Here is a 26,373-nt window from a genome sequence, read left to right as displayed (position 1 = left end):
CGGGCCGCCGCCCGCGCAAAATCGCAGCGCAGGGCCCCCACGGGCACTTGCTGATTTGGCTGGTACAATTATTGACAATTTTTGTGAACACAAAGTATACTCTTAACGGTTAAGCACTTCTATCCCCGCCCCAACGGGGGTTGCGCCCGTTCCATTGGGCTCAAAAGATGGCTGATTAGAGGATACCTGAGTGAATTCAATTAAATTAGTAGGCTGTAGCTTGTTGACGCTAACCGGGCTGAGCGCCCCCTTTTTGCGGCCCACGACAACGGCCCGCCGGGCCACGGCTACCACCACTGTTTTGGCCCCGCGCGCAGCCACCCGGCGGGCGCGGCGCATCCCGTTTCAGAAGTTGGCGGCCCGCGGGCCTTTTTACACGGTGACGGCCACGGCCTATTCGGCCGTGCCGGGCCAAACCGACGACGAGCCGTTTGTGACGGCCGACAACTCGACCATTCCGGCGGGCTACAGCAGCCGCATTCGCTGGCTGGCCCTCTCCCACGATTTGCTGGCGCGCTGGGGCGGCCCCTTTGCCTACGGCGACACGGTGCGGGTGGCGGGCATCTCGCCCACCCTCGACGGCGTGTACACGGTGCACGACACCATGAACCGCCGCTACCGCCACTGCCTCGACGTGCTATTCTGCCCCCGCGAGCACTTCGACGTGTTCCAGCCGGGCGTAAAGATCCGGTCGATTTCGCGCCGCCGCAACGGCAGCTAGCCTAAGCCATTCGCCGCTTCCTGCCAGCCCGGAACCTATTTTAGGTAGCCCTACCCAACTAGCATTCACATAATATACATCCTTGTTTAACAGCCAATTAAACATAAATTCGTTTGGTGCAGAAGCGCACCTTTGCGCCGGTAGAAGTGAATGACTTACCTGGGCCCTGTTCCACGGTCCCGTTCAAATCAGAGACGCAAGGATGCCTCTTTACACCGTTCTGAAGGCTGGTAAACTTGGCTAAATGGCCGCACCAGCCAGCTGCCGCAGCACCTGCGCCGCGGCCCACTGGCCCGATTCTACGGCCCCGTCGAGGCGGCCCCACTCGCTGAGGGAGGTTTCGGCGCCGGCCCAGTGCAGGGCTCCATCCCAGTGCGGCTGGCGCAGCAGCGCGGGGCCCCGGAGCGGCACCTCGCGCGGGGCTTGCGCGTCGGCGGGCGCGCTGGTCAGGGGCTCCTGGGTCCAGTCCAATTCATGGTAGGCGAGCGGGGTTAGGGCCCCGGGGCCGAACAGGCGCGCCAGCTGGGCCAGCACCGCGGCTTGCCGCTCGGCCACCGGCGCCGCCCGCAGCGGGTCTTCGGCGGCAAAAAACCCGAACAGGGCCCCCAGCGGGCCCGTGGCCGGCGAGGCGTCGTGGATTTCGACCAGGGGCCCCACCTGGCTCACCGCAAAGCCCGACCAGCCCTGCGCCCGCCAAAACGGAGCGGCGTACACCGCTACGCTTTTCATGGCGTGGCCCATCCAGGTGGGCACGGCCTGCATGTCCTGGTGCAGCGGCGCGGGCAGCGCGGGCACAAACCGGAGGCTGTGGGCCACCAGGCGCGGCGGCAGCGCCAGCACCACGGCCGGGGCCCGGTACTGCCGCGTGTGGCCGGCCTGCGCCACCGTCACCTCCACCCCTGCTTCCGGGCCGGGCAGCTGGCGCAGCTCCACCACGCGGGCCCCCAGGTGCAGGCACCCGTCGGGCAGCTGCCGAGCCAGGGTGCGGCAGAGCGCGGCTGCCCCGCCCGCCACGCGCAGGTAGCCCGCCGAGCCCGACGGATTGGGCACCCGGTGCACGCCCTGGGCGGTTTCGTAGGCCGTGGCCCCGGCGCTGGGCTGCACAAAGGGCCGGGTGCCCAGCTCGGCCAGCAGCCGCATCAGGTACGGGTGGTGCGCCCAGCCCCAGGTGGCGCCCAGGTCCAGGTGCTCGGCGTCGGGGCCCCCGGGCAGCGCCGGCACGGCCAGCGTGCGGCCGCCCACCCGGTCACGGGCTTCGAGCACTAGCACGGGCTGCCCCGCCGCCGTGAGGGCCCGGGCCGCCGTGAGGCCCGCCAGGCCCGCGCCAATGATAATGATTGGCAGCGTGGCGCTAGAAGAAGATTCCAAGGGGAAAGTCGTGAGGGGTATTTAATTGCCCGGCGGTAACCAATACCGGCTGCTTTTGATTGATTGATTGCGGGGGATTATGGGGCCCCTGAGAACGGTTACGCGGGATTAGCGCAGGCTTGCTAGCGGGGCGTTTGGTGAACGGCAGAGCAAAGAATGTTTTGGCTGTTTCTACCTGGTTTTCAACTCTTCCCTCTACATTGTTGGCATGATAAAGCCCATACCGCCATTTCGATGGGAAACTCCTGAAGCCCGGGAATGGGTCGCTCACCAATTAGGGCTTCCTTATCACGACGGGATGCAGGATTGGCCTTGGGAAGTTGCCACACCGGAGGGATTGAATAGTTATTTTCACTTGTACCACCGCGCAGCTAGTGCGGAGCGCATCGTACTAATGGAAATGCTATTACAAGCTGCTTCTGAGCAGTCAACTCCTGAGAATTTAGATTCCGCTTGGTTGAAAATCGAAGAACTTTTAGATCAAAACACTGATTTACACGCCTCAACCGCAGAATATTGGTGTATGTGGAGTTGCAATGAACAATACGTGCAAGAGTACGGCTTTTCTATAACACCATTTGTAAGAAAATGGTGGATTGCGAATTACCCCATGCCAATGGACTTAAATCCTCCCCTCACTCCCCCGTAATCTCCGCTACGTATGCGGTGCCGCCCAGGCGGCGCATGTTGCGCAGCACCCGCAGTTGCTTGGCGCGGGCCACGGGGCCGGGGTCGGAGGCGCGGAAGCGGAGCGGGTTGGGCAGCACGCCGGCCAGCAGGGCGGCTTCGGGGGCCGTGAGGCGGTCGGCCGATTTGTGGAAGTACCGCTCGCTGGCGGCTTCCACGCCAAAGGTGCAGTCGCCCATTTCGGCCACGCTCAGGTACATTTCCATGATGCGGCGCTTGCTCCACAGCGTTTCGATGAGCACCGTGAAGTAGGCCTCGGCGGCCTTGCGCACGTAGCTGCGGCCCTGCCAGAGGAACACGTTTTTGGCCACCTGCTGCGAGATGGTGCTGCCGCCCACGATGTGCTTGCCGTCGCCGTTCCAGTTGCGCTTGGCGGCGTGCACCAGGGCGTCCAGGTCGAAGCCGTGGTGAATCAGGAAGCGCTGGTCTTCGGCCGCCACCAGGGCCAGGGGCACCGTGGGGGCCACTTCATCCAAGGTGCGGAAGCGGTAGCGAATGTGGCGCGCCCCCTCCCCGTGAATGCCATAGTAGCCCAGGCCCACCGGCGCGTGGGCCCGGCGGTCGAGCATGAGCCAGGTAGCAGGAGGGGCCACCCAGCGGTAAATCAGCACCCACGCCACCGACGCCAGAAACAGCGCCGCCCCCACTTGCAAAGCCAGCCGGGTGGCTTGGCGGAGGTAATAAATTGACTTTTGGCGAGCGGAAGAAAGGGGTGGCATGGGGGCAAAAGTACGCCCAGGGTGCGGCCGGCCGGCCTTTTCGTGGGTTTTTCGCCAATCGTGGCACTAGACCACGCGACGATTTAGGGCCCCGAGCCGCCGCCGAAACGTCAGCAACTCACCCTCTCCCGCACCGGCGGTAGCGGACTCTTGGCCGGATGCGCCTTTTGCCGCGAGCTTTGCCCCATGACGTTTCTCCGCTACTGCGTTTTCCTTTTGTTGCCCCTGGGGGCCCTGGCCCAGGGCCCCGGCGCGCCGGCCGCACCCCTGCAAACCGGCGTGTCGGCGGCGCTGGCGGCGCAGCGGGCCCAAGCGCTACGCCGCGTGGCCTACACTCTGCACTTCACGCTGCCCGGGGCCCCCACACAGCCCGTGGCAGCCACCGAAACCGTACGCTTCGAGCTGCGCACGGCGCCCACCGATTCGCTGGCGCTCGACTTTAAAGCGCCCGCCGGGGCAGTGCAGCGTCTGGCGGTGAACGGCCAGGCGGTGGCGCCAGTGCAGCGGCGCGAGCACGTGCTCATCGCGCCGCGCTACCTACGCCCAGGGCCCAACGCGCTGGAAATCAGCTTCACGGCCGGCAGCCGGTCGTTGAACCGCAACCCCGAGTTTGCCTACACGCTGCTCGTGCCCGACCGCGCCCGCACCGTGTTTCCGTGCTTCGACCAGCCCGACGTGAAGGCCACGTTTGCCCTTACCCTCACGGTGCCCGCCGCCTGGCAAGCCGTGGCCAACGGGCCCCTGGTCGACTCGACGCGCGACGCCGCCGACGGCACCAAAACGTACCGCTTCGCGCCGTCCGACACCCTGAGCACCTACCTGTTTGCCTTCGCCACGGGCAAGTTTCGGCACCTGGAGCAGCGGCTCGACGGGCGACCGATGCACTTCTACTACCGCGAAACCGACACCGCCAAGCTCGGCCGCAGCCTGGGGCCCATTTTCGCCATTCAGGCGGGGGCCCTAAAGTTTTTGCAGGACTACACCCAGCGGCCGTACCCGTTCCAGAAGTTCGACTTTGTGGGCATTCCCGACTTCCAGTACGGCGGCATGGAGCACCCGGGCACGATTGACTACAAGGCCGCTTCGCTGTTTCTGGACGGCGGGGCCACCCGCGAGCAGCTCAACGGGCGCGCCAACCTGCTGGCCCACGAAACGGCCCACATGTGGTTCGGCGACCTCGTGACCATGCGCTGGTTTGACGACGTGTGGACCAAGGAGGTGTTCGCCAACTTCATGGCCGACAAAATCAGCACCGTCACGCAGCCCGACGGCAACTACGACCTCAAGTTCGTCACCGACCACTACCCCGCCGCCTACGCCGTGGACCGCACCGCCGGCGCCAATCCCATCCGCCAACCGCTTGATAATCTGCAGGCCGCGGGCTCGCTCTACGGCAACATCATCTACCACAAAGCGCCCATCATGATGCGCCAGCTTGAGCTGTTGATGGGCCCCGACGCCTTCCGCGACGGCCTGCGCGAATACCTGAAGCGCTACGCCTACGGCAACGCCACCTGGCCCGACCTCATCCAAATCCTCGACGCCCGCACCCCTGCCGACCTCCAGGCCTGGAACAAGGTGTGGGTGAACGAGCCCGGCCGGCCGGTGTTCGATTATCAGCTGCGCACGGCGGGCGGTGAAATTAAATCCTTCACCCTCAGCCAAAAGGGTGAGGACGGCAGCCGCCGCACCTGGCCCCAGGCCTTCGCCGTGGCCCTCGTGTACGCCGACCACGTGGAGGAGCTGCCCGCCGACATGCGCGGGGCCACCCTGCGCCTGCGCGCCGCCGAGGGCCGCCCCGCCCCGCAGTACGTGCTGCTTAACTCGTCGGGCCTGGGCTACGGGCGCTTCCCGGTAGACGCCCGCGGCCTGCCGCACCTGGGGGCCCTGGCCAGCCCGCTGATGCGTGCCGCGGCCTACATCAACCTGAACGAGAACCTACTAGCGGGCCAGGCCGGGGCCCCGGCGCAGGTGCTGGCCCTGCTGCGCCCGCTGCTGGCCCACGAGCCCGAAGAGCTGAACCTGGGCCTGCTACTCGACCAGGTATCGAGCCTGTTCTGGCGCTTCACCCCGCCCGCCGAGCGCCCGGCCCTGGCCGCGTCGCTGGAGCCCGAGCTGTGGGCCGCCGTGCAGCAAGTAGGGCCCCCGAACCTCAAGAAGTTGCTCTTCAAGGCCTACGCCGGCCTGGCCCTGAGCCGCGCCGCCCAAGACCGCCTCCACGACGTCTGGCAAGCCAAGCGTCCGCCCGCCGGCGTCGTCCTCACCGAAGACGACTACACCGACCTGGCCGCCGCCCTGGCCGTGCGCGCCTACCCGGGCTACGCGCAGATTTTGCAAACCCAGTTGGCCCGCATCCAAAACCCCGACCGCCGCCAGCGCCTGCAGTACCTGCTGCCCTCGCTCTCGGACGATGCGGCGGTGCGCGACGCCTTTTTCGCCGGCCTAGCCGACGCCAAAAACCGCGAGAAGGAAGCCTGGGTAGCCTCTGCCCTCGCCTACCTGCACCACCCGCTACGCGTCGCGTACTCCGAGAAGTACCTCCCGCAAAGCCTGGCGTTAGTAGAAGAACTGCAGCGCACAGGCGACATTTTCTTCCCCCAAACCTGGCTGGGGGCCACCCTGCGCTGGTACCGCACGCCCACGGCCGCCGCCACCGTGCGCCAGTTCCTGCAAGAGCGGCCGGACTACCCCGCGCCCCTGCGGGCCAAAATCGAGCAATCGGCCGACAACCTGTACCGCGCCGCTAGACTGTAGCCCAGCCGCTGCGAGTCTGAGCGGTTGAACGGGCTCGGCGCGTGTAGCGCGGACTTTGCAGTCCGCGGCTTTGCCCGGTCGCTGCCCGATTATTGGCAGGACGAAGCGAGCGCCGCGGACTACAAAGTCCGCGCTACAACCGTTCACACCAGGGCCACCAGCGCTTGCAGCAGGGGCCCCGGGCGCGCGGCTAGGTAGGCCACGCACTGCGTGAGCACCACTTCCGCCGCGCCGGCGGGCACGCGCAGCGGCCGGGCCACCACGCCGGGCACCCGCTCCAAATCGAAGAACGAGGGCACGAAGGCGATGCCGATGCCCAGGCTGACGAAGTTGCTGAGCATCTCCAGCGACGACACTTCCTGCACGATGGCACCGCGCCGGCTGAAGCCCGCCTGCTGGCAGAGGTGCTCAATCTCGTCATACACTGGGTGCAGCGGGCGGCTGATTTCTACCCATTTCTCGTGCGCCAGGGCCCCCAGCGGCACTTCGGCCAGCACCGCCAGCGGGTGGGCGGCGGGCAGGGCCACGGCCAGCCCGCCCTGGCCGAAGGGCCGCGCCGCCAGCTCGGCGTGCAGCAGCGGCAACATGGTAAGGCCCAAGTCGATGGTTTCGGCCAGCAGCGCCTCCTGCACGGCCCGGAAGGTGGGCAGCTCGTGGAGGTGAAACTGCACGTCGGGGAAGTGCTGGGCGAAGCGCTGCACGATGCCCACCAGTCGGTCGGGGCGCAGGAGTTGGTAGTAGCCCAGTTCCACAGTTTTGTGGGGGGCCCCCACACGGCGCACCGTTTCAATGGCCTCGCGGCTGAGGCGCAGCAGGCGCTGGGCCTCGGCCAGAAACACGGTGCCGGCCTCGGTGAGCACCACCCGGCGCTGGCGGGTGCGCTGCTGGTGGTCGAACAGCTCGACGCCCAGCTCGCGTTCCAGCAGCTGAATCTGCTGGCTCAGGGCCGGCTGCGACACGCACAGCCGCTCGGCCGCCCGGCCGTAGTGCAGCGCGGTGGCCACCTCGGCAAAATAGCGCAGCTGGCGGAGTTCCATGCCCGCAAAGCTCGATAAGAATTTCTTATTGGCGTCATAAGGAACCGATATTGGACTTGGGGCCCTAACGGGCGTTAGTATTGCGTACCAGCCGCCTGCCTTCATCTGCCCACTATCCTGCTAACGAAGAATTAACAGGCAGCCGCTTACAACCCGCCACCTCATCCCACCCCGCCCCATGGAACCCCAAGTAGCCCAAGCCCTCCAGCAACGCGCCACCGCCGACTTCCTACCCCTGCTCGGCACCGACCACCTCGAATTTTACGTGGGCAACGCCAAGCAGGCGGCCTACTACTACAAGGCCGCCTTTGGCTTCCAGACGGTGGCCTACGCGGGGCCCGAAACTGGGGTGCGCGACCGCGCCAGCTACGTGGTGCAGCAGGGAAAAATCCGGCTGGTGCTGACGACGGCCATGCACTCGGGCCACGAAATTGCGGAGCACGTGCGCCAGCACGGCGACGGCGTTAAAATCCTGGCCCTGTGGGTAGATGATGCCTACGCCAGCTACGAAAAAACCATGAGCCGCGGGGCCCGCAGCTACCAAGAGCCTCGCACCCTCACCGACGAGCACGGCGAGGTGCGCACGGCCGGCATCTACACCTACGGCGAAACGGTGCACCTATTTGTGGAGCGCCGCAACTACCGCGGCGCCTTCATGCCGGGCTACGTGGCCCAGGAATCGAGCTTCAACCCCGCCCCGGCCGGCCTGCTCTACGTGGACCACTGCGTGGGCAACGTGGGCTGGAACCGCATGAACGAAACCGTGAAGTGGTACGAGGACGTGATGGGTTTTGCCAATATCCTCAGCTTTGACGACAAGCAGATTACCACCGAGTACTCGGCCCTGATGAGCAAGGTGATGAGCACCGGCAACGGCTACGTGAAATTCCCCATCAACGAGCCGGCCGAGGGCAAGAAGAAATCGCAAATCGAGGAGTACCTCACCTTTTACGAGGGCGAGGGCGTGCAGCACATTGCCGTGGCCACCGACGACATCATCGCCACGGTGCGCGAGCTGAAAAGCCGCGGCGTGGAATTTCTCAACACCCCCGACAGCTACTACGACAACTTGCGGGCCCACGTGGGCCAAATCGACGAGGACGTGGAGGCCCTGCGCAGCCTGCGCATCATGGCCGACCGCGACGAGGAAGGCTACCTGCTCCAAATCTTCACCAAGCCGGTGGAGGACCGCCCCACGGTATTCTTCGAAATCATCCAGCGCAAAGGGGCCAAAAGCTTCGGCGCCGGCAACTTCAAGGCCCTGTTCGAGAGCCTGGAGCGCGAGCAAGACCGCCGCGGAAATTTGTAGCAAGTAGGGCCCCAGCCATTTCCCGGCCGTCAGGCCACAGGATTCTGATTCGCCTGGGGCCCCTATTGCGCTCACTGTCAATTGCCAACTACTCACTGACCTTCCCATGCCCGTCTACCACAAGCTTGGCCAGCTGCCGCACACGCGCCACACGGTGTTTGAGAAGCCCGGGGGCGGGCTCTATTACGAGCAGCTATTTGGCACCATTGGCTTCGAGGGCACGTCGTCGCTGATGTACCACCTGCGCCGGCCCACCACAGTGAAGGAAGTGCTGGGCGAGACGGACTTAACCCCGAAAGTTGCTGTTGAGAAAAACATCAAGGCGCGGCTGCTCCGGGGCTTCGAGGTGCTGCCGCAGGACGATTACCTGGCGGCCCGCACGCCGGTGCTGGTGAACGGCGACGTGCACGTTTCGCTGGCCGCGCCGCGCCAATCGCTCACCACCTACTTCTACAAAAACGCCGACGCCGACGAACTGCTGTTCATCCACCGGGGCCCCGGCACGCTGCGCACGCAGCTGGGCAACATCCGCTTCGAGCCGGGTGATTACCTGCTGATTCCGCGCGGCATCATCTACCAAATTGCATTCGACACGGCCGACAATCGGCTACTCATCACCGAGTCGTTCCACCCCATCTACACGCCCAAGCGCTACCGCAACCACTTCGGCCAGCTGCTGGAGCACGCGCCCTACTCGGAGCGCGATTACAAGCTGCCCACCGAATTGGAAACGCACGACGAGCTGGGCGACTTTGTAATAAAGATCAAAAAGCAGGGCGTGCTGCACGAGCTGCTGTACCCCTCGCACCCGTTCGACGTGGTGGGCTGGGACGGCTACAACTACCCCTACGGGATGAACATCCGGGACTTCCAGCCCATTACCGGCAAGGTGCACCAGCCGCCGCCCGTGCACCAGCAGTTTGAGACGAAGGCCTTTGTGGTGTGCTCGTTTGTGCCCCGGCTGTTCGATTACCACCCGCAGGCCATTCCCGCACCTTACCACCACTCCAACATCGACTCCGACGAGTTGATTTACTACGTGGATGGCAACTTCATGTCGCGCAACAACATCGCGGCGGGCCACCTCACGCTGCACCCCGGCGGCATTCCGCACGGGCCCGCGCCGGGGGCCTACGAGCGCAGCATCGGCAAAACCGGCACCGACGAATGGGCCGTGATGATTGACACCTTTAGGCCTCTGATGCTGACCGAAGCGGCCATGGCCCTGGACGACGGCGCTTACTACAAATCCTGGCTCGAACCCGGCCTGTAGCGTGGACTCTGCGAGTCCGCGCTTCAAACGATTACCGCCCAATGGGACCCCACGCGCGGACTCGCAGAGTCCACGCTACACCCCGGGCTGGCCCGGTTGAATTACCCTTTTTACATGAAAGAATTACTGGCTCAATTCGAGCAGAAGCGCCCCGAAATCGTTTTTGAATGGCAAGACCCCGAAACCGAAGCCGAGGGCTGGGTGGTGATTAATTCGCTCCGGGGCGGGGCGGCCGGCGGCGGCACCCGCATGCGCAAAGGCCTGGACCAGCGCGAGGTAGAGAGCTTGGCCAAGACGATGGAAATCAAGTTCACCGTGTCGGGGCCCGCCATCGGCGGGGCCAAGTCGGGTATCAACTTCGACCCGCAGGACCCCCGCAAGCGCGGCGTGCTGGAGCGCTGGTACAAGGCCGTAATTCCCTTGCTGAAAGCCTACTACGGCACCGGCGGCGACCTGAACGTGGACGAGATCCACGAGGTCATTCCCCTCACCGAAGACTACGGCCTCTGGCACCCGCAGGAGGGCGTGGTGAACGGCCACTACCGCGCCACCGAGCCCCAGAAAATTCAGAAGCTCGGCCAGCTCCGCCAGGGCGTCGTCAAGGTGCTCGAAGATGCGGCCTACTCGCCCAGCCTAGCCCGCAAGTACACCGTGGCCGACCTCATCACCGGCTACGGCGTGGCCGAGGCCGTGCGCCACTACTACGCCCTGTGGCCCGGCACGGCGGTGGCCGGCAAGCGCGTCATCATCCAGGGGTGGGGCAACGTGGGCGCCGCGGCGGCCTACTACCTGGCCAGCCAGGGGGCCCTAATTGTGGGCATCATCGACCGGGCCGGGGGCCTGCTGCGGCCCGCGGGCTTGCCGCTGGAAGAAGTGAGGGCCCTGTTTCTGGGCCGCGACGGCAACGCGCTGCACGCGCCCGATTTGCTCTCGTTTGAAGAGGTGAACCGGCAAATATGGACGGCTGGGGCCGAAATCTTTGTGCCCGCCGCCGCCTCGCGGCTCGTTACCCAGCCACAGGTAGAAGCACTGGTGGCCAGTGGCCTAGAGGTAATTTCGTGCGGGGCCAATGTGCCGTTTGCCGACCCGGCCATTTTCTTCGGGCCCACCGGCGAGTGGGCCGACGCGCACTGCGCCGTCATCCCCGATTTCATCGCCAACTGCGGCATGGCCCGCGTGTTTGCCTACCTGATGGAAACCGGCGCCGAAATCACCGACCAAGCCATTTTTCAGGACGTGTCGCGCATTATTGAAGCGGCGCTGGCCCGTACCCACCGGCAGAACGACGCGCCCACTGGGTTGGCCCAACGCTCGTTCGAGATGGCGTTGCGGCAACTCGTGTAGGGCCCCGGGGCCCCTGCAGGGGCCGAACAAAGCAGGGCAGTACGGCGTTGTCGCCGGGCTGGCGTATCATTGGGAACCGCCCCGGCAGCCCTGGCTTACTTTCGTTTTATGCGCACCATTCCGCTCTTCCCACTCAACCTGGTCGTCTTCCCGGGCGAAAAACTGAACCTGCACATCTTCGAGCCCCGCTACCGCCAGCTGGTGCGCGACTGCTTGGAAGAAGACATTTCGTTCGGCATCCCGCCATTCCTCGACAACCAACTCAGCGAACTGGGCACGGAAATGCGCCTGGTGAGCGTAGAGAAATCGTACGCCAACGGCGAACTTGACATCCGCACCCGGGCGGTGGGCGTGTTTCGGTTGCGCAAATTTGAGCGGCAGGCCCCGGGCAAGCTCTACGCCGGCGGCCAAATCGAGGAAGTTGTGCAGGACGAGGAATCCGACCCGCTGCTGCGCCAAATCATCACCGCCCAGGTCCGCCAACTCTACGAAGCTTTGGGCCTCAAAAAGTTGCTTTTGGAGCTGGCCCCCGACTACCGCATCTTCGACATTGCCCACCACGTAGGCTTCAGCACCGAGCAGGAATACCAGCTTCTGGCCACCACCAGCGAGCTGGAACGCCAGCACCTGGTGCGCGAGCACCTCGACCACACGCTGCCTGTGGTGCTGGAAACCGAGCGCCTTAAGGAGCGCGTGCGCCTGAATGGGCACTTCAAGGAATTGATTCCGCCTAATTTCTAGGCCGCAGATTAAGTGGATTCGACGAATAAGAATTGACTCCTCGGGGCCCTATTCTTAATTCATAGAACTAAAAAAGGCGACCTGTAGGGGTCGCCTTTTTTAGTTCTATGGCTTCTTGTAGTCACTCATTTACAGCAAATAATCCAGCAGAGATGGGGCCCCCAAGGAGTCCTTTCTTATCCGTTAAATCCACTTAACATATAGCCTAGGTTATTGCTTCAATCCCGCCGGTACGCCCTGCGGAAATTCTTGGCTGATTTCCTGCTGCAAGCGGCCAATGCGGTTGCTGGGGTTGGGGTGGGTGCTGAGGAACTCGGGCTGGCCGCCGCTGCCGCCCTTGCTGTCGAGCATCTGCATCACCTTGATCATGGCGCGCGGGTCGTAACCGGCTTTGGGGGTGAGCTGCACGGCCAGGTCGTCGGCTTGCAGCTCGTCTTCGCGGCTGAAGTTCAGGCCCACTACCTTCACGATGGCGGCGGCTACGGCGGCGCTGGCCACTGAGCGGCCGGGGTTTTGGGGGTCGTAACTGGCGATGGTGGCGGCTCCGGCCAGGCCCTGGGTGAGGTTGGATTTGGCTACTTGCTGGGCCGAGTGGCGGGCAATGACGTGCCCCACTTCGTGCGCTAGCACGCCGGCCAGTTGGCCTTCCGAGGTCAGGTTTTTCAACAGGCCCTGGGTGATGAACACCTGGCCGCCCGGCAGCGCAAAGGCGTTGATGGTCTGGTCGTCGGCCAGCAGGTGGAACTGGAACTTGTAGGGCGACTGGCCAGCCTTGGTTTGGCTGATGAGGCGCTGGCCGACTTGCTGCACGGCCTGCACGGCCTGGGCGTTGGTGCTTTCGCCGCCGTACTGCTGCTCCATGCTGGGGGCGGCCTGCAGGCCCAGGGCAATTTCCTGGTCGGGCGTCATGCCGCCCACGTGCTGGGTTTCGCCGGTTACCTCGTTTTTCGAAGTGTTGAAATAATAGCCCAGCAGCGTGACGGCCGCCACGATAAGGCCAATGATGAAGCGTAAGTTGAGGCGCATGGCCGAGCAAAAAAAGGGTGAGCAAACCGGCGGCAAATCCTGCCGACGGGGCTTTTAACGCGCATCCGGCCCCGGGGTTATATAGGGCCCCGGCGATGCTGCCGCGGGTTCGCGGCGGCGGGGCCACCTTTGCAGCAGTTTTTTTTGCATTTCCCCGCCATGCGCCCTTCGCCGCCGGTTTCCGTTTTTTGCCGCCTTGCCCGCCGGGTGGGGCCCCTGGCCGCCGGGCTGGCCCTGGCCGGCTGCGGCCACGCCCTGCCCCCGCTGCCGGGCTTCGCCCCCGCCGCCTGGCGCGCCGACAGCTACGGCTGCCAGGGCAACCGGCTGGCCCAGCTGCCCACCCTGCTCAAGGCGCGTGAGAAGCTGTACCTCACCCGAGCCGACGACATCAACGCCCTGCTCGGCCAGCCCGACGAGGAAGAGCTGCGCGAGGGCACCGAGAAGGTGTACATCTACTACCTCGTGCCGGGGCCCCAGTGCGAGCCCGGCCACCACCGCTCGGCGGCCCCGTGCCTGCGCCTGCACTTCGGCCCGCTGGGCACCGTCACCGAAATCCTGGTCGACCCCACCGCCAAGGTGGGCCAGTAGCCAGCGGCCCCAGGCCCCAGGCCCCACCCGGGGGCCCCGGCGTACGAAAAAGGGGCCCGCTGATTGCTCAGCGGGCCCCTTTTTCGTTTGTTGCCAGCGGCTTAGCCGCGGCCGTTACCCGTGTCGGTAGGCACGGTGGGGGTCCCTTTCTCTTGGTGCAGCTGGGCAAGCTGCGAGGGCGAAAGGATGCGGCTGCATTCCTGGTCGTATTGGGCTTCGAGCTCCGACAACCGCGTGGCGCGGCCGGGCTCGTTGGGCTTAAAGTAGGTGTTGATTTCGCCGAGCTGGGCCACGCGGGTGCGGTTTACGGCAAACAGCTTCGTGTATTGGCCTTCGTTGAGGTGCAGGGTATTGGCCATCTGCCGGGTGAGGGTGGCAGCTTCGGTGTTGAACACGGAAATATTCGGTACGGCGCGCTCGATGGAAGTGCGGTCAACGAACTGGGCGTGCGCCGGCATGTAGGCCAGGGCGAATAACACAAACAGCACGGAGATTTTGGCTTTCATAAGGTAATTTTTAGAGAAAAGTGCGAAAGAGTAGCGGAGCCTCGTAGGAAAAGAAAAATAAATATTCGGATTATTAAAAGTACAACGCCTGCTTGGGGCCCCCGGGGGCAAGCCAACTGGCTGCAATACGGTCAGCGCCCCCTTTTGCGTTCCATTTATTTCGTGTTTCTTACAAATTTATTCAATAATACAAAAAAAAACCAGTTCCGTACAGAACTGGCTCTAAATCACTGAAAAGTGCAACGCGAACGTGCCGTTAATCCTCGCTTTTCATCGGGTCGGGCGCGTCTTTCTTGAAGTACTGCATGGCGATGAGGGAGGTGATCATGCCCGTCATGCCGCCCATCAGGATAATGGCCAGAAACGCCAGCACTACCGACAAATCGAAGCCGAAAATGTCGCGCACGCGGGTCAGGTCCATGGCGTGGGGCACCACCACGGTGAGGACAATGAAACCCAGGCCCAGCACCACAGACGCCACCAGCGACGTGACGATGCCCGTGCCGAACCCGTCGAAGTAGCTTAACTGGCCGTTGGTGTCTTTGGAGCGGCGGGCAATGGCCAGCGTGGTGCCGCCCACCAGCATCAGCAGGTCGAGGCCGCCCGCTTCTATGCGGTCAAAAAACCCGAGCAGGGCCGCTATGGTGGTATACGCAACGAGCACGACCCCGGTGAATATGCCCATGCTGAAAGTACTTTTTGGGGTGGTTGAAGGGGCCGTGGCCATAGAGAAGGACAGGTAAGGTGAGGGAAAGTACCTAGCTATACTGTCTTTTGGGGCCGGAAGTTGGCCCCCCGGCCTAGTGGGCACCATTTAGGCAGCGGAGCGGTTGATGGACGGGGCCACGCGCCGCGGTTTCGGGCCGGGCCGCCGTGCGTAAATTTGGGCCCCGGGGCCCTAGTTGCCCCGTCCGTCTGTCATTCTATATTTCCTGCTTTCATGATTTCAACCTCCAACGTGAGCCTGCGCTACGGCAAGCGCGTGCTGTTCGAAGACGTTACCGTTAAATTCCTGCCCGGCAACTGCTACGGCCTCATCGGGGCCAACGGCGCGGGCAAGTCCACGTTCCTCAAAATCCTTTCGGGCGAGCTGGAACCCAACACTGGGGCGGTGGAAATGCCCGCCGGCCAGCGTCTGGCGGTGCTCAAGCAGAACCAGTTTGCCTACGACGACCAGCAGGTGCTGCACACCGTAATCCAGGGCCACCAGCGCCTGTACGCGGTGATGAGCGAGAAGGACGCGCTGTACGCCAAGGCCGACTTTTCGGACGCCGACGGTGAGCGGGCCGCCGAGCTCGAAGGCGAATTTGCCGACCTGGAGGGCTGGAACGCCGACTACGAGGCCGCCGAGCTGCTCAGCGGCCTGGGCATTACCGAAGACAAGCACTACTCGCTGATGTCGGACCTCGGCGCGAGCGAAAAGGTGCGCGTGCTGCTCGCCCAGGCCCTGTTTGGTAACCCCGACGTGCTATTGCTCGACGAGCCGACCAACAACCTGGACACCGAGAGTGTGCTGTGGCTGGAAAATTTCCTCGACAGCTTCCAGAACACGGTGATTGTGGTGAGCCACGACCGCCACTTCCTCGACGCCGTGTGCAACTACATGGCCGACCTAGACTTCTCGAAGATTACCATGTACCCCGGCAACTACTCGTTTTGGTACGAGAGCAGCCAGCTGGCCCTGCGCCAGCGCCAGGACGTGAACAAGAAAACCGAGGACAAGCGCAAAGAGCTCGAGGAGTTTGTGCGCCGCTTCTCGGCCAACGCCTCGAAGAGCAAGCAGGCCACCAGCCGCCAGAAACTGCTGCAAAAGCTTACCTTAGAAGAGATTAAGCCCTCGTCGCGCCGCTACCCGTACATCGCCTTCAAATCGGAGCGCGAGCCCGGCAACCAGCTGCTGACGGCCGACAACCTGAGCGCCAAGGTGGACGGCAAGAATGTGTTCAAGAACGTGAGCTTCTCGCTCGACAAGGGCGATAAGGTGGCCATTGTGGGCCGCGACGACCGCGCTGCCTCCCTCCTCTTCGATATTCTATTTGGCGAAGCCACGCCGGCTACTGGCGACTACAAGTGGGGCACCACCATCACGCCCAGCTACTTCCCCAAAGAGAACAATAGCTTCTTCCAGTCGGGCGAAATGAACCTGGTGGACTGGCTGCGGCAGTACTCCATTGAGAAGGACGAGAGCTTTGTGCGCGGCTGGCTGGGCCGGATGCTGTTTTCGGGCGAGGAATCGCAGAAGAAGAGCAACGTGCTGAGCGGCGGCGAAAAAGTGCGCTGCATGTTGAGCAAGATGATGCTAGAAAGTGGCAACGTGCTGGTGCTCGACGACCCGACGAACCACTTGGACCTGGAGAGCATCCAGGCCCTGAACAATGCCCTGCGCGACTACCCCGGCGCCATGCTCTTCGCCTCGCACGACTTGCAGTTCATCGACACCGTGGCCAACCGCATCATCGAGCTCACGCCCGACGGCATCATCGACCGACGCATGAACTACGAGGAGTACCTGGCCGACGAAACGCTGAAAACCCAGCGCCAGAAGATGTACCACCTGGCTTAATCTTTGCCGCGGCGGGTGGGCACGAAACGCGCCCACCCGCCGTTTAGGGCCCTGGCAGCCAACGATTTTCTGCGCTTTACTTCTCACGTTCCCCTCATGAAATACTCGCTGCTTGCGCTGCTCGCGCTCGGGCTCACCATTGGGCGCGCCCACGCCCAGGAACGCCCCGTGCTGGGGGCCCCGCCGGTGGTACTGCCCGCCCCCACGGCGCCCGCCCCGGCCCGCCCGGCCGAGACGACGCCCACTACGGCCCCCGAGATTCCGATTTATACCGCCCCCGGTACGCAGCCCGCCGCGCAGCCCCAGTACCAGCCCCCGGCGCAGCCGCCCGTCACCATCGAGCCCAGCTCCAGCAGCCCCTCGGGCCTGGAGCTGCCTGGGCGTGAGCAAGCCCGCAAAGCCGCCCAGCAGCACGCCGAGCAGTACACCCGCTTCTTCATCTACAGCGGCTTTGGGCTGGGCTACAGCTCGTACGGTGGCATCAGCCAGTTCAGCGGCAGCCTCTCGCCGGCGCTGGGCATCCGCCTCACCGACCGCATTTCGGTGGGCCCCGGCCTGAGCTACGCCTACAACAACTACGGCTTCGGCAACTACTACGGCGGGGGCCCCACCACCCACATCAGCACCAACAACATCGGGGTGAAGGTATTCGGGCAGGTGCGCGTCATCGACCAGTTTTTTGTGCACGCCGAGTACGAAACCACCCGCGCCCAGCTGCTGGAGCAGGACCAGAACGGCAACCTCACCGGCCGCACGGTGTCGCGCACGGTGCAAACGCCGCTGGCCGGCGTGGGCTACCGCTCGCAGATCAGCAACCGCGCGGCGGCCGACATTGTGATTCTCTACAACTTCCAGGATAACTACAGCAGCATTTATTCCAACCCGGTCATCCGGTTCAACTTCCTGTTCAACATCGGGAAATAGGGCCCCGGGCGCGCACAAAAAAGCCCTTCGGCCGTGGCCGAAGGGCTTTTTTGTGATTTCCAGTTAAGTCTTTTGCCCCCGTTATACCGGGTTGCGGCCGCTGATGATGCGGAACAGGATGGCGACCACGGCCAGCACGAGCAGGATGTGGATGAGGCCGTTGCTCTGAATGCCGGTGCCCATTACGCCGAAAAAGCCGAGGGCCCAGATGATGATGCAGATGACGGCGATGATGTACAGTAGGTTACCCATGATGGTGTGAAGGTGGGAAAGGTGAAAAGAAGTATTGTGGGCCTTGTACGGCGGATGTTTTTAAAAGGATATGAAGTTTTCAAAACATTTTAGAGGGTCAGATTGTGGGGCCGCCATCGGGCTGGGCCAAGGAGGCGAAACGTAGCTTTGTGGCTTCCCTCCCATTTTCTTCCCTTTCTTATGAACATCGCCGTCATCGGCTCCGGCACCATGGGCAACGGCATTGCCCACGTATTCGCGCAGCACGGCTTTGCCGTGGCGCTCGTCGACGTCAGCCAGCCGGCCCTGGACCGGGCCCTGGGCACCATCGCCAAAAACCTCGACCGCCAGGTAGCCAAAGGGGCCCTGGCCGAGGCCGACAAAACCGCCACCCTGGGCCGCATTCGCTCCTTCACGACCATTGCCGAAGGCGTGGCCGACGCCGAACTGGTGGTGGAAGCCGCTACGGAAAACGTGGACCTCAAGCTCCAGATTTTCCGCGAGCTCGACCAGCACGCGCCCGCCGGGGCCCTGCTGGCCAGCAACACGTCGTCCATCTCCATCACCAAAATCGCGGCCGCCACCCGGCGCCCGGCCCAGGTGATTGGCATGCACTTCATGAACCCCGTGCCGGTGATGAAGCTCGTGGAAGTGATCCGCGGCTACGCCACCTCCGACGAGACCACGGCGCGTATTATGGACCTGTCGCGCCAGCTCGGCAAAACGCCCACCGCGGTGAACGACTACCCCGGCTTCGTGGCCAACCGCATCCTCATGCCGATGATCAACGAGGCCATCATCAGCCTGTTCGAGGGCGTGGCCGGCGTCGAGGAAATCGACACGGTGATGAAGCTGGGCATGGCCCACCCCATGGGGCCCCTGCAGCTGGCCGATTTTATCGGGCTCGACGTGTGCCTGGCCATTCTGCGGGTGCTGCACGAGGGCCTGGGCAACCCCAAGTACGCGCCCTGCCCGCTGCTGGTGAACATGGTGCAGGCCGGCCGCCTCGGCGCCAAGTCGGGCGAAGGCTTTTACCAGTACACCGCCGGCTCGAAGGAGCTGGTGGTGGCCCCCACGTTTGCCGGCAAGTAGCCGCGGGGGCCCCGGCCGCGGGTGGTGGTTGACTGAACCACGGACGGGTTTTGCGCGTTAAGAGAGCGGTTCCTGGCTGCGGCTGGGGCCGTTCTCTTAACTTGCTAAAACACCCATCCCGTGACTGAACATGCATTATTTGGCGCCGGCTGCTTCTGGTGCGTCGAGGCCGTTTTCCAAAACCTGAAGGGCGTGGAAAAAGTGGTGTCTGGCTACGCCGGGGGCCGCATTGCCAACCCCACCTACAAAGAAGTGTGCAGCGGCCTGACCGGCCACAACGAGGTGATTGACATCGCCTTCGACCCGGCCGTCATCAGCTACAAGGAGCTGCTCGAAATCTTCTGGAAAACCCACGACCCGACGACCCTTAACCGCCAGGGCAACGATACCGGCACCCAGTACCGCTCGGGTGTGTACTACCACAACGACGCGCAAAAGCAACTCGCCGAGGAGTACAAAAAGAAGCTCAACGACGGCCACGCCTTCCCGAACCCCATCGTGACGGAGATCCTGCCCGCTCCCGCCTTCTACCCCGCCGAAAACTACCACCAGAACTACTTCAACCTGCACGGCCACGAGCCCTACTGCCAGTTCGTAGCCAAGCCCAAAGTAGACAAGGTGAAAGCCCTGTTCGGCGAGAAGCTGAAAGAAGGCGTGGCGTAATGGCCGCCTCAAGTTTTGAATAAAAAAAGCCTGCTGAACAGCGGGCTTTTTTTATGGCAGGGGACGACGTGACAGCATCCGTTGTGTGCTGTCGAGGTGGCTGACGAGGCTGTCCACGTATTGCTGCGTGTTCTTGGCGCCGTAGGGGGCGTAGCGCCACTGGCCCCACGCGGGCTGGTAGGCCGCTGCTTGGAAGCGGGCCAACACAACGGGCCGGGCGTATTGCTTGGGGGAGGCCTCCAGCACCGCCACGCTGAGCTTGCCGCCGTGGCTGAGTTGCACGGACAACACCAAGCCGGGCTCGGTTTCGGCGGGCAGGGCGTCGTAGTCGCGGGGCTGGCGGTAAAAGTGCCAGCCAGTGGTATCCGTCCGGTCCTTGTACTTTGCAAACAGGCTGTCGATGCGGGCCCGGGGCAACGTAAACGCGCCCCGGTAGAACCGGCGCTCGCGCGCCGAAAACCACGCCACGGCCAGCCGGCGCGGCACGGGGCGCAGCGCATCCTCGTGCTCGGTGAGTTGGTAAGGGAAAGCGGGCCCCGCGCTGTCAATGGAATCAGCTTCGGCCCGGACCAGGCCGGTAGCCAACGGGGTGTAGTCGCCGCCGGAGGAAGTGAAATTTCCATCCAGCAGATCAAACACCCCGTCGGTGGCACCAGCCGCGTCGGTGCTCCAGTACTGGCGCGCCCAGCGCTGGTACCGGAGCACCGGTGCTACCATGAGCGCCACTTGTATTGCCGCCAAGGCCAGCAGCAACTTATTGACCCACGTAAAATCGCGCAGGAAACGCGGCGGCTTTATCATTTCCCCCGCATAAAATGGCTGGCGTAGAAGGATACGAAGGTTACCACCAGCGTCAGAACCAGGCCCATTCCTGCGGCTATGTACAGGGAAATTCGCCCGGGCTCGGCTCCGGGCAGCGAGCGGGCCGCTGCCCAGGCCAGTAGCGCCAGCACGCCGGGCACTAGCGGAACTAGCCACCAGTCGTCCACTGAAAACTGGAAATAATCGTCGCTGAAGCCGTTCCAGGTGAACACCACCGCCAACCCCCCGTTGAGCAGCAAAAGCAGCCAGCTCCACTTCAGATTGTATCGGGCCTGATCGTTGGGGAGCATAGCTGAGGCGTTGCTGAACGAATTAAACGCTCACGCCGAAATCGCGCAGCGCGTCGTTCAAGCTCGTTTTTAAGTCCGTGCTGGGCTTGCGCTGGCCGATGATGAGGGCGCAGGGCACTTGGTACTCGCCGGCGGGAAATTGCTTGGGGATGGAGCCGGGGATGACGACCGAGCGGGGCGGCACGTAGCCGCGGTACTCCTTGGGCTCGGGGCCCGTCACGTCGATGATTTTGGTGCTGCCGGTGATGGTGACGCCGGCGCCAATCACGGCTTCTTTGCCGATGCGGCAGCCTTCGACCAGGATGCTGCGCGAGCCGATGAAGGCGCCATCCTCGATGATGACGGGGGCTGCCTGCACGGGCTCGAGCACGCCGCCCAGGCCCACGCCACCGCTCAGGTGCACGCCCTTGCCCACTTGGGCGCAGCTGCCCACGGTGGCCCAGGTGTCCACCATGGTGCCCTCGCCCACGTAGGCGCCGATGTTGGTGTAGCTGGGCATGAGGATAACGCCGGGGGCCAGGAAAGCGCCATAGCGGGCCACGGCGGGCGGCACCACACGCACCTGCTGGCCGGCGTAGTCGGTTTTGAGCTGCATTTTGTCGTGGTACTCGAAGGGGCCCACTTCTTGGGTGCTCATCTGGCGCAGGGGGAAGTAGAGGATGACGGCCTTCTTCACCCACTCGTTGATGGTCCACTCGCCGCCGTCTTCGGCGGGCGGGGTGGCCACGCGCAGGCGGCCTTTGTCGAGCTCTTCGATGATGGCCTCAACGGCGGCTTTGGTGTCGGCGGTTTGGAGCAGGGCGCGGTCGGCCCAGGCGGCTTCGATGGTGGCGTGCGCGGCGGCGGAATCGAATGACATAAAAACGGAAAAAGTGAATCTGGGGCAAAACTAGCATCTTTGGCCGCCGCGGCCGCGGGCCGGCGCTTCCTTCCTGCCTTGCTTGCCATGCCGCCGCTCACCGTTCTGCTCGCCTCCGTCCTCAAGCCCATCGATGAGCCGCGGATGACCGGCAAGTTTGCTGCCACCTTGCTGGAGCGGCCCGGCGTGCAGGTGCACGTGGCGGGCCAGGGCACTCAAGGCGGCTGGGGCCCCGGGACCGGTGCCGCCGGTGGGCGGCTGCACACCCACGCCATTTTCCAGGGCTCGCGGCTGGGGCTGGGCCGCTTGGGGGCCCAGTGGCGCTACTGGCGCTTGCTGCGGCGCGTGCGGCCCGACGTGGTAATCGTGCACGCCCCGGAGCTGCTGCCGCTCACGCTGCTGTGGCAGGCCCTGGGGCCCCGGCGGCGCTTTATTTACGACATCCAGGAAAACTTCGCGCTCAACATCCGCACCCAGCGCGTGTACGGGCCCTGGGTGGGCCGCGTGCTGGCCGGGGCCCTGCGCCGCGTGGAAACGCTGGCCGCCGGCCGCGCCGCCGGCCTCGTGCTGGCCGAAGCCAGCTACGCCGACGAGCTGCCCTTTTTGAATAGGGCCCCGGGCCGCGTGGCGGTGCTCGAAAACAAGTACCAACCCGCCCCCGGCGAGGCGCTGCCCCGCGCCGCCCGGCCGCTGCCGGGGCCCCAGGCACAGCTGCGGCTGCTGTTCTCGGGCACCCTCTCGGAGCTGAGCGGCGTGCGCGAGGCCGTGGCCCTGGCGGGGGCCCTGCACGCGGCCCGGCCCGGTGGGGCCCACCTCACCGTTATCGGCTTTTGCCAGCAACCGGCTTTATTGCAGTGGCTTACCGAAACCGCCGCCGCGCACCGCGAGTGGCTAGCCCTGGAGGGCGGGGCCTGGCCAGTGCCCCACGTGGCCGTGGTGGCGGCCATCAAGCGGGCGCACCTGGGCCTGCTGGCCTACCGCCCCCACCCCAGCTCGGAACGCTGCCAGCCCACCAAGCTGTTTGAGTACCTGGCCCACGGCCTGCCGCTGCTGGTGCCGCCCAACCCCCTGTGGGTAGCGGCCGTGCGGGCCCACGGCGCGGGCCTGGTCGTCGATTTCACCGATCCGGCCGGGGCGGCGGCCACCGTGCTGGGGGCCCTGGCGGCGGGCCCGGCCTTCTACCCGCAGGGGCCCCCGGCCAGCGCGCTGTGGGCCAGCGAGGCCAAAAAATTATGGTCCCTGCTGAATTTATCCTGAAGAAACTGCCAACTTTGCGGCCCTTTTGGCGGGCCGGCCCCGTACGTTTCCTTCCTCAATCCCACCCTTTTCCCTTTCCTTGCGATGGCTACTTTGCGTCAATCCGAAATTGCCGGCGTCGGCCACTACGTGCCCAGCCGGGTGGTGAAAAATGCCGAACTGGAGCCCCTGCTCAACACCTCGGACATCTGGATTCAGGAGCGCACCGGCATCCAGGAGCGGCGCTGGTTTGAAGAGGGCACCGACACCACGGCCAACATGGGGGCCCGCGCCGCCCGCCGCGCCCTGGACGCGGCCGGCCTCCAGCCGGACGACGTGCAGCTCATCGTATTCGCCACGCTCTCGCCCGATTACTTCTTCCCCGGCTCGGGCGTGCTGCTCCAGCGCGAGCTGGGCATGACCAACAACTGCCCGGCCCTCGACGTGCGCAACCAGTGCTCGGGCTTCATCTACGGCCTCTCGGTAGCCGACCAGTTTGTGCGCACCGGTATGTACGACACGGTGCTGGTGGTGGGCTCGGAAATTCATTCTTCGGGCCTTGACAAGACGCCGAACGGCCGCGGCGTGGCCGTCATTTTCGGCGACGGCGCCGGGGCCGTGGTGCTGCGGCCCAGCACCCGCGAGGGCCACGGCATCCTCAGCACCCACCTGTATTCGCAGGGCGAGTTTGCCGAGGAGCTGATTGTGAAGGAGCCCACCTCGAACAAGGAGGACCGGGTGGGCCACGTGGTGGCCAACGCCGCCGACCTCTACCCTTATATGAACGGCCAGAACGTGTTCAAGCACGCCGTGGTACGCTTCCCCCAAGTCATCAAGGAGGCGCTGGACACCAACGGCTACCAGCCCACTGACATCGACATGCTCATCCCCCACCAGGCCAATTTGCGCATCACGCAGTATGTGCAGCAGAAAATGGGCCTGCCCGACGAGAAGGTGTTCAGCAACATCCAACGCTACGGCAACACCACCGCCGCCAGCATCCCGCTGGCCCTAAGCGAGGCCGTGGAGCAAGGCAAAATTAAGCGCGGTGACCTTGTGTGCCTGGCCGCCTTCGGCTCGGGCTTCACCTGGGCCTCGGCGCTGATTAAGTGGTAATTTTTTTGGCTGTTAGCTAATGGCTATTAGCTGTTAGCATTTCTCATTTTCCCAAAAGCTAACAGCTATCCGCTAAAGGCTAACAGCTAAAAAGAATGACCATCACCGAAGAAAACTACCTCAAGGCCATCTGCAAGCTCTCGGAGGAGGAGCCGGCGGTGGGCGTGAGCACCAACCGCATTGCGGGGGCCCTGGCCACGCGCCCGGCCTCGGTAACGGACATGCTGCGCCGCCTGGCCGACAAGGGCTTGCTGGACTACGAGAAGTACCGCGGCGTGCAGCTCACCGAGGAGGGGCGGCGGCTGGCGCTGCTCACCATCCGGCGGCACCGGCTGTGGGAGGTGTTTTTGGTGCAGCAGTTGGGCTTTAATTGGGACGAGGTGCACGAGGTGGCCGAGGAGCTGGAGCACGTGCAGTCGCCGCTGCTCATGCGGCGGCTCGATGCCTTCCTGGGCCACCCCGCCCTCGACCCCCACGGCGACCCCATTCCGGCCGAGGACGGAGCCATGCGCCGCCCCGCCCACCGCCTGCTGGCCGACCTGGAGGCCGGCGAGCGCGGCACCCTCACGGCGGTCAAAAACACGTCGGGGCCCTTTTTGCAGTACCTCGACAAGGTGGGCCTCCAGCTGGGGGCCCTGGTGGAAGTGCTCGACAAGGTGGCCTTCGACCACTCGCTGGAGCTGCGCGTGAACCGGGAGCGGACCACCCTCGTCTCGGCCGAAGTGAGCCGCAACCTGTTCGTAACCGCCTAGATCGCAGATTATGCAGATTTTAAGGATTTCGCAGATTGTTGGGGTTGGCTAGCGCGGGCGGTTAGGGGCCCTGGGGTGGGCGGTCGGGCGCCTTTTTGCCGTCCGCCTACTAATCATTGAATTGCTGTTGTTTCCAGTCAAGTCTCTCCGCCATCAAACGAGTAGCAGACAATCCCGCGATTAGCGGAGAGCCAGCGAAAAGCCGGCCGCCTGCCCCGCCCAAGGCCCCAGGCCAACCCCTGCAATCTGCGAAATCACCTTAAAATCTGCATAATCTGTGATATTTTCCGACACCATCGTGGCTTTGGCCACGCCGCCCGGCGTGGGGGCCCTGGCCATCGTGCGCGTGGCGGGGCCCGATGCAATCGGCCTCGTGGCGGGCGTGTTTTCCAAGCGCAACCTAGCCGACCAGCCCGGCCACACCCTGCACTACGGCACCATCCGCGACCCCGACGGCGGGGCCCTGATCGACGAAGTGGTGGTGGCGCTGTACCGGGCCCCGCGCTCGTTTACGCGCGAAGACGCGGTGGAAATCAGCACCCACGGCTCCGACTACGTGGTGCGCCAGTTGCTAGCGCTGCTGCTGCGCCGCGGGGCCCGCCTGGCCGAAGCCGGCGAGTTCACCAAGCGCGCCTTCCTGCACGGGGCCCTCGACCTGGCCCAGGCCGAGGCCGTGGCCGACCTCATCGCCGCCGACTCGGCGCTGAGCCACCAGGTGGCGCTCAACCAGTTGCGCGGTGGCTTCTCGCAGGAGCTGCGCACGCTGCGGGGGCGGCTCGTCACGTTTGCCTCGCTGCTGGAGCTGGAGCTGGACTTTGGCGAGGAGGACGTGGAATTTGCCGACCGCACCGGCCTGCGGGCCCTGCTTGGCGAGGTGGCCGACCGGGTAGCGGCGCTGCTGCGCTCGTTCGAGCTGGGCAACGTCATCAAAAACGGCATCACCGTGGTCATTGCCGGGCGGCCCAATGCAGGCAAGTCCACGCTGCTCAACGCGTTGCTGCGCGAGGAGCGGGCCATTGTGTCGGCCATTCCGGGCACCACCCGCGACTTCATCGAGGACGAAGTGAGCCTCGACGGCCTGCGGTTCCGGTTCGTGGACACGGCCGGCCTGCGCGACGACCCCGCCGACGAGGTGGAGGCCATCGGCGTGCAGCGCACCCGCCAGCGCATCGGCCAAGCCGCCCTGCTCCTCTACCTTTTCGACCTCACGGAGCTGACGCCCGCCCAGGTGCAAGCCGAAGTGGGGGCCCTCACGGCCGCTCACCCCGCCCTGCCCGTGCTGGCTGTGGGCAACAAGCTGGACTTGAGCACCGCCGGGCAGCTCGCTGGTTTTGACGATTTTGTGGTGGACGGCACCGCCGCCGTGCGGCTGGCCGCCGCCCGCGGCCAGGGCCTGGAGGCCCTGCAAACCGCGTTGCTGGCCCGCGTGCGCGGGGCCGGCCTGGCGGGCCACGCCGGGGCCACCATCGTCACAAACGTGCGCCACGCCCGGGCCCTGGCCGTGGCCGCCGGGCACCTGGCCGCCGTGCGCGCCGGCCTCGACGCCGGCCAGGGCACCGAGCTGCTGGCCGCCGACCTGCGCCACGCCCTGGGGGCCCTGGGCGAAATAACGGGCGAAATCTCGTCCGACGATTTGCTGACCAGCATTTTCACCCAGTTCTGCATCGGCAAATAGGGGCCCCGGGGGCCGGTCCGCTGCTCCCCGCCCCCGCCCGGCCGAAACCATGCCGCGGCAATTTTTGTATTACTACA

At 64.6% G+C, this 26,373-nt stretch carries 26 protein-coding genes; 16 read left to right on the top strand and 10 right to left on the bottom strand.

Annotated elements, in window-relative coordinates; translation table 11 throughout:
- Positions 1–301: 301 nt before the first annotated feature.
- Positions 302–721 carry a hypothetical protein gene (locus EAH73_RS10865; RefSeq protein WP_140466529.1) on the top strand — a complete coding sequence of 140 codons (420 nt, stop codon included), beginning with the start codon at positions 302–304 and terminating at the stop codon, positions 719–721.
- A gap of 240 nt (positions 722–961) precedes the next feature.
- On the opposite strand, the gene EAH73_RS23460 is transcribed toward EAH73_RS10865, so the two are convergent.
- A complete protein-coding gene (locus EAH73_RS23460; protein ID WP_140466528.1) occupies positions 962–2,089 on the bottom strand; it encodes a flavin monoamine oxidase family protein in 1,128 nt (375 codons plus the stop codon).
- Between the two features lie 208 nt (positions 2,090–2,297).
- Between EAH73_RS23460 and EAH73_RS10855 the strand changes: the two genes are divergently transcribed.
- Complete coding sequence (locus tag EAH73_RS10855) at positions 2,298–2,738, top strand: hypothetical protein (RefSeq protein WP_140466527.1); 441 nt, start codon at positions 2,298–2,300, stop codon at positions 2,736–2,738.
- Here EAH73_RS10855 and mtgA read toward each other — a convergent pair.
- Positions 2,725–3,495, bottom strand: a complete 771-nt coding sequence (gene mtgA / locus EAH73_RS10850) for a monofunctional biosynthetic peptidoglycan transglycosylase (protein ID WP_140466526.1) — start codon at positions 3,493–3,495, stop codon at positions 2,725–2,727. The two genes, EAH73_RS10855 and mtgA, sit on opposite strands and share 14 nt — an antisense overlap.
- A gap of 186 nt (positions 3,496–3,681) precedes the next feature.
- On the opposite strand from mtgA, the gene EAH73_RS10845 reads away from it, so the two are divergent.
- Positions 3,682–6,249, top strand: a complete 2,568-nt coding sequence (locus EAH73_RS10845) for a M1 family metallopeptidase (RefSeq protein ID WP_140466525.1) — start codon at positions 3,682–3,684, stop codon at positions 6,247–6,249.
- Positions 6,250–6,392: 143 nt separating this feature from the next.
- Here EAH73_RS10845 and EAH73_RS10840 read toward each other — a convergent pair whose 3' ends face one another.
- Positions 6,393–7,286, bottom strand: coding sequence for a LysR substrate-binding domain-containing protein (locus tag EAH73_RS10840; protein ID WP_161599508.1), 894 nt, complete (start codon positions 7,284–7,286; stop codon positions 6,393–6,395).
- A gap of 178 nt (positions 7,287–7,464) precedes the next feature.
- Here EAH73_RS10840 and hppD point away from each other — a divergent pair, with 178 nt between their 5' ends.
- From hppD to EAH73_RS10820, 4 genes are all read left to right on the top strand, one after another.
- Entirely contained in the window at positions 7,465–8,595 is a 1,131-nt protein-coding gene (gene hppD / locus EAH73_RS10835; RefSeq protein ID WP_140466523.1) for a 4-hydroxyphenylpyruvate dioxygenase, read from the top strand.
- Between the two features lie 106 nt (positions 8,596–8,701).
- A complete protein-coding gene (locus EAH73_RS10830; RefSeq protein WP_140466522.1) occupies positions 8,702–9,868 on the top strand; it encodes a homogentisate 1,2-dioxygenase in 1,167 nt (388 codons plus the stop codon).
- A 114-nt stretch (positions 9,869–9,982) separates the two neighbouring features.
- Complete coding sequence (locus EAH73_RS10825) at positions 9,983–11,212, top strand: Glu/Leu/Phe/Val dehydrogenase dimerization domain-containing protein (protein WP_140466521.1); 1,230 nt, start codon at positions 9,983–9,985, stop codon at positions 11,210–11,212.
- A 108-nt stretch (positions 11,213–11,320) separates the two neighbouring features.
- On the top strand, positions 11,321–11,953 hold the full coding sequence (locus tag EAH73_RS10820) for an LON peptidase substrate-binding domain-containing protein (protein ID WP_140466520.1): 633 nt from the start codon (positions 11,321–11,323) through the stop codon (positions 11,951–11,953).
- A gap of 210 nt (positions 11,954–12,163) precedes the next feature.
- On the opposite strand, the gene EAH73_RS10815 is transcribed toward EAH73_RS10820, so the two are convergent.
- On the bottom strand, positions 12,164–12,979 hold the full coding sequence (locus tag EAH73_RS10815) for a M48 family metalloprotease (protein WP_140466519.1): 816 nt from the start codon (positions 12,977–12,979) through the stop codon (positions 12,164–12,166).
- A 159-nt stretch (positions 12,980–13,138) separates the two neighbouring features.
- On the opposite strand from EAH73_RS10815, the gene EAH73_RS10810 reads away from it, so the two are divergent.
- On the top strand, positions 13,139–13,567 hold the full coding sequence (locus tag EAH73_RS10810) for a hypothetical protein (RefSeq protein WP_140466518.1): 429 nt from the start codon (positions 13,139–13,141) through the stop codon (positions 13,565–13,567).
- 101 nt (positions 13,568–13,668) lie between these two features.
- On the opposite strand, the gene EAH73_RS10805 is transcribed toward EAH73_RS10810, so the two are convergent.
- Positions 13,669–14,073 carry a hypothetical protein gene (locus EAH73_RS10805; RefSeq protein ID WP_140466517.1) on the bottom strand — a complete coding sequence of 135 codons (405 nt, stop codon included), beginning with the start codon at positions 14,071–14,073 and terminating at the stop codon, positions 13,669–13,671.
- 256 nt (positions 14,074–14,329) lie between these two features.
- Positions 14,330–14,758, bottom strand: coding sequence for a DUF4199 domain-containing protein (locus EAH73_RS10800; protein WP_410503759.1), 429 nt, complete (start codon positions 14,756–14,758; stop codon positions 14,330–14,332).
- A 255-nt stretch (positions 14,759–15,013) separates the two neighbouring features.
- Between EAH73_RS10800 and EAH73_RS10795 the strand changes: the two genes are divergently transcribed.
- The gene (locus EAH73_RS10795) at positions 15,014–16,636 is read left to right on the top strand and encodes an ABC-F family ATP-binding cassette domain-containing protein (RefSeq protein ID WP_140466515.1); all 1,623 of its coding nucleotides are present in this window, start codon (positions 15,014–15,016) and stop codon (positions 16,634–16,636) included.
- Between the two features lie 96 nt (positions 16,637–16,732).
- Positions 16,733–17,560: a hypothetical protein gene (locus EAH73_RS10790; RefSeq protein ID WP_140466514.1), complete on the top strand. Its 828-nt coding sequence runs from the start codon at positions 16,733–16,735 to the stop codon at positions 17,558–17,560.
- 81 nt (positions 17,561–17,641) lie between these two features.
- Here the strand turns inward: EAH73_RS10790 and EAH73_RS10785 are convergent, their stop codons facing one another.
- Positions 17,642–17,812, bottom strand: coding sequence for a lmo0937 family membrane protein (locus EAH73_RS10785; protein WP_140466513.1), 171 nt, complete (start codon positions 17,810–17,812; stop codon positions 17,642–17,644).
- A 180-nt stretch (positions 17,813–17,992) separates the two neighbouring features.
- Here EAH73_RS10785 and EAH73_RS10780 point away from each other — a divergent pair, with 180 nt between their 5' ends.
- Together EAH73_RS10780 and msrA are read left to right on the top strand one after the other, a co-directional pair.
- Positions 17,993–18,883, top strand: a complete 891-nt coding sequence (locus tag EAH73_RS10780) for a 3-hydroxyacyl-CoA dehydrogenase family protein (protein WP_140466512.1) — start codon at positions 17,993–17,995, stop codon at positions 18,881–18,883.
- Positions 18,884–19,003: 120 nt separating this feature from the next.
- On the top strand, positions 19,004–19,546 hold the full coding sequence (gene msrA, locus EAH73_RS10775; protein ID WP_140466511.1) for a peptide-methionine (S)-S-oxide reductase MsrA: 543 nt from the start codon (positions 19,004–19,006) through the stop codon (positions 19,544–19,546).
- Positions 19,547–19,597: 51 nt separating this feature from the next.
- Here msrA and EAH73_RS10770 read toward each other — a convergent pair whose 3' ends face one another.
- From EAH73_RS10770 to EAH73_RS10760, 3 genes are read right to left on the bottom strand one after another with little or no spacing between them, the layout of a single operon-like run.
- Positions 19,598–20,347, bottom strand: coding sequence for a DUF2931 family protein (locus EAH73_RS10770; RefSeq protein WP_140466510.1), 750 nt, complete (start codon positions 20,345–20,347; stop codon positions 19,598–19,600).
- Positions 20,344–20,658, bottom strand: a complete 315-nt coding sequence (locus EAH73_RS10765) for a hypothetical protein (RefSeq protein WP_140466509.1) — start codon at positions 20,656–20,658, stop codon at positions 20,344–20,346. The genes EAH73_RS10770 and EAH73_RS10765 overlap by 4 nt, the downstream gene beginning before the upstream one ends.
- Positions 20,659–20,680: 22 nt before the next feature.
- Positions 20,681–21,517 carry a 2,3,4,5-tetrahydropyridine-2,6-dicarboxylate N-succinyltransferase gene (locus EAH73_RS10760; RefSeq protein ID WP_140466508.1) on the bottom strand — a complete coding sequence of 279 codons (837 nt, stop codon included), beginning with the start codon at positions 21,515–21,517 and terminating at the stop codon, positions 20,681–20,683.
- An 87-nt stretch (positions 21,518–21,604) separates the two neighbouring features.
- Here EAH73_RS10760 and EAH73_RS10755 point away from each other — a divergent pair, with 87 nt between their 5' ends.
- The 4 genes from EAH73_RS10755 to mnmE all read left to right on the top strand — a co-directional run bounded on the left by EAH73_RS10755 (position 21,605) and on the right by mnmE (position 26,296).
- Positions 21,605–22,774, top strand: a complete 1,170-nt coding sequence (locus EAH73_RS10755) for a glycosyltransferase (RefSeq protein WP_140466507.1) — start codon at positions 21,605–21,607, stop codon at positions 22,772–22,774.
- A gap of 93 nt (positions 22,775–22,867) precedes the next feature.
- Positions 22,868–23,869: a 3-oxoacyl-ACP synthase III family protein gene (locus tag EAH73_RS10750; RefSeq protein ID WP_240047225.1), complete on the top strand. Its 1,002-nt coding sequence runs from the start codon at positions 22,868–22,870 to the stop codon at positions 23,867–23,869.
- Positions 23,870–23,964: 95 nt separating this feature from the next.
- Positions 23,965–24,621 (top strand): metal-dependent transcriptional regulator, encoded by a 657-nt coding sequence (locus EAH73_RS10745; protein ID WP_140466505.1) that lies wholly within the window; start codon positions 23,965–23,967, stop codon positions 24,619–24,621.
- Between the two features lie 277 nt (positions 24,622–24,898).
- Positions 24,899–26,296: a tRNA uridine-5-carboxymethylaminomethyl(34) synthesis GTPase MnmE gene (gene mnmE, locus EAH73_RS10740; protein ID WP_140466504.1), complete on the top strand. Its 1,398-nt coding sequence runs from the start codon at positions 24,899–24,901 to the stop codon at positions 26,294–26,296.
- Positions 26,297–26,373 lie beyond the last annotated feature (77 nt).

This window comes from Hymenobacter nivis, assembly GCF_006439025.1.
Classification (GTDB): Bacteria; Bacteroidota; Bacteroidia; order Cytophagales; family Hymenobacteraceae; genus Hymenobacter; species Hymenobacter nivis_A.
Note: the sequence above shows the minus strand (reverse complement) of the source record. Positions and strands in the feature narration are given on the sequence as shown.

Excerpts from the sequence above, each read along its gene's own strand:
- EAH73_RS10770 (WP_140466510.1), bottom strand. The coding sequence starts at position 20,347 with ATGATAAAGCCGCCGCGTTTCCTGCGCGATTTTACGTGGGTCAATAAG.
- EAH73_RS10820 (WP_140466520.1), top strand. The coding sequence starts at position 11,321 with ATGCGCACCATTCCGCTCTTCCCACTCAACCTGGTCGTCTTCCCGGGC.
- EAH73_RS10745 (WP_140466505.1), top strand. The coding sequence starts at position 23,965 with ATGACCATCACCGAAGAAAACTACCTCAAGGCCATCTGCAAGCTCTCG.
- EAH73_RS10795 (WP_140466515.1), top strand. The coding sequence starts at position 15,014 with ATGATTTCAACCTCCAACGTGAGCCTGCGCTACGGCAAGCGCGTGCTG.
- EAH73_RS10800 (WP_410503759.1), bottom strand. The coding sequence starts at position 14,758 with ATGGGCATATTCACCGGGGTCGTGCTCGTTGCGTATACCACCATAGCG.
- EAH73_RS10825 (WP_140466521.1), top strand. The coding sequence starts at position 9,983 with ATGAAAGAATTACTGGCTCAATTCGAGCAGAAGCGCCCCGAAATCGTT.
- EAH73_RS10760 (WP_140466508.1), bottom strand. The coding sequence starts at position 21,517 with ATGTCATTCGATTCCGCCGCCGCGCACGCCACCATCGAAGCCGCCTGG.
- EAH73_RS10765 (WP_140466509.1), bottom strand. The coding sequence starts at position 20,658 with ATGCTCCCCAACGATCAGGCCCGATACAATCTGAAGTGGAGCTGGCTG.
- EAH73_RS10790 (WP_140466514.1), top strand. The coding sequence starts at position 16,733 with ATGAAATACTCGCTGCTTGCGCTGCTCGCGCTCGGGCTCACCATTGGG.
- EAH73_RS10855 (WP_140466527.1), top strand. The coding sequence starts at position 2,298 with ATGATAAAGCCCATACCGCCATTTCGATGGGAAACTCCTGAAGCCCGG.
- EAH73_RS10780 (WP_140466512.1), top strand. The coding sequence starts at position 17,993 with ATGAACATCGCCGTCATCGGCTCCGGCACCATGGGCAACGGCATTGCC.
- EAH73_RS10845 (WP_140466525.1), top strand. The coding sequence starts at position 3,682 with ATGACGTTTCTCCGCTACTGCGTTTTCCTTTTGTTGCCCCTGGGGGCC.
- EAH73_RS10830 (WP_140466522.1), top strand. The coding sequence starts at position 8,702 with ATGCCCGTCTACCACAAGCTTGGCCAGCTGCCGCACACGCGCCACACG.
- EAH73_RS10840 (WP_161599508.1), bottom strand. The coding sequence starts at position 7,286 with ATGGAACTCCGCCAGCTGCGCTATTTTGCCGAGGTGGCCACCGCGCTG.
- EAH73_RS10785 (WP_140466513.1), bottom strand. The coding sequence starts at position 17,812 with ATGGGTAACCTACTGTACATCATCGCCGTCATCTGCATCATCATCTGG.
- hppD (WP_140466523.1), top strand. The coding sequence starts at position 7,465 with ATGGAACCCCAAGTAGCCCAAGCCCTCCAGCAACGCGCCACCGCCGAC.
- EAH73_RS10805 (WP_140466517.1), bottom strand. The coding sequence starts at position 14,073 with ATGAAAGCCAAAATCTCCGTGCTGTTTGTGTTATTCGCCCTGGCCTAC.
- EAH73_RS10755 (WP_140466507.1), top strand. The coding sequence starts at position 21,605 with ATGCCGCCGCTCACCGTTCTGCTCGCCTCCGTCCTCAAGCCCATCGAT.
- EAH73_RS10810 (WP_140466518.1), top strand. The coding sequence starts at position 13,139 with ATGCGCCCTTCGCCGCCGGTTTCCGTTTTTTGCCGCCTTGCCCGCCGG.
- mtgA (WP_140466526.1), bottom strand. The coding sequence starts at position 3,495 with ATGCCACCCCTTTCTTCCGCTCGCCAAAAGTCAATTTATTACCTCCGC.
- EAH73_RS10815 (WP_140466519.1), bottom strand. The coding sequence starts at position 12,979 with ATGCGCCTCAACTTACGCTTCATCATTGGCCTTATCGTGGCGGCCGTC.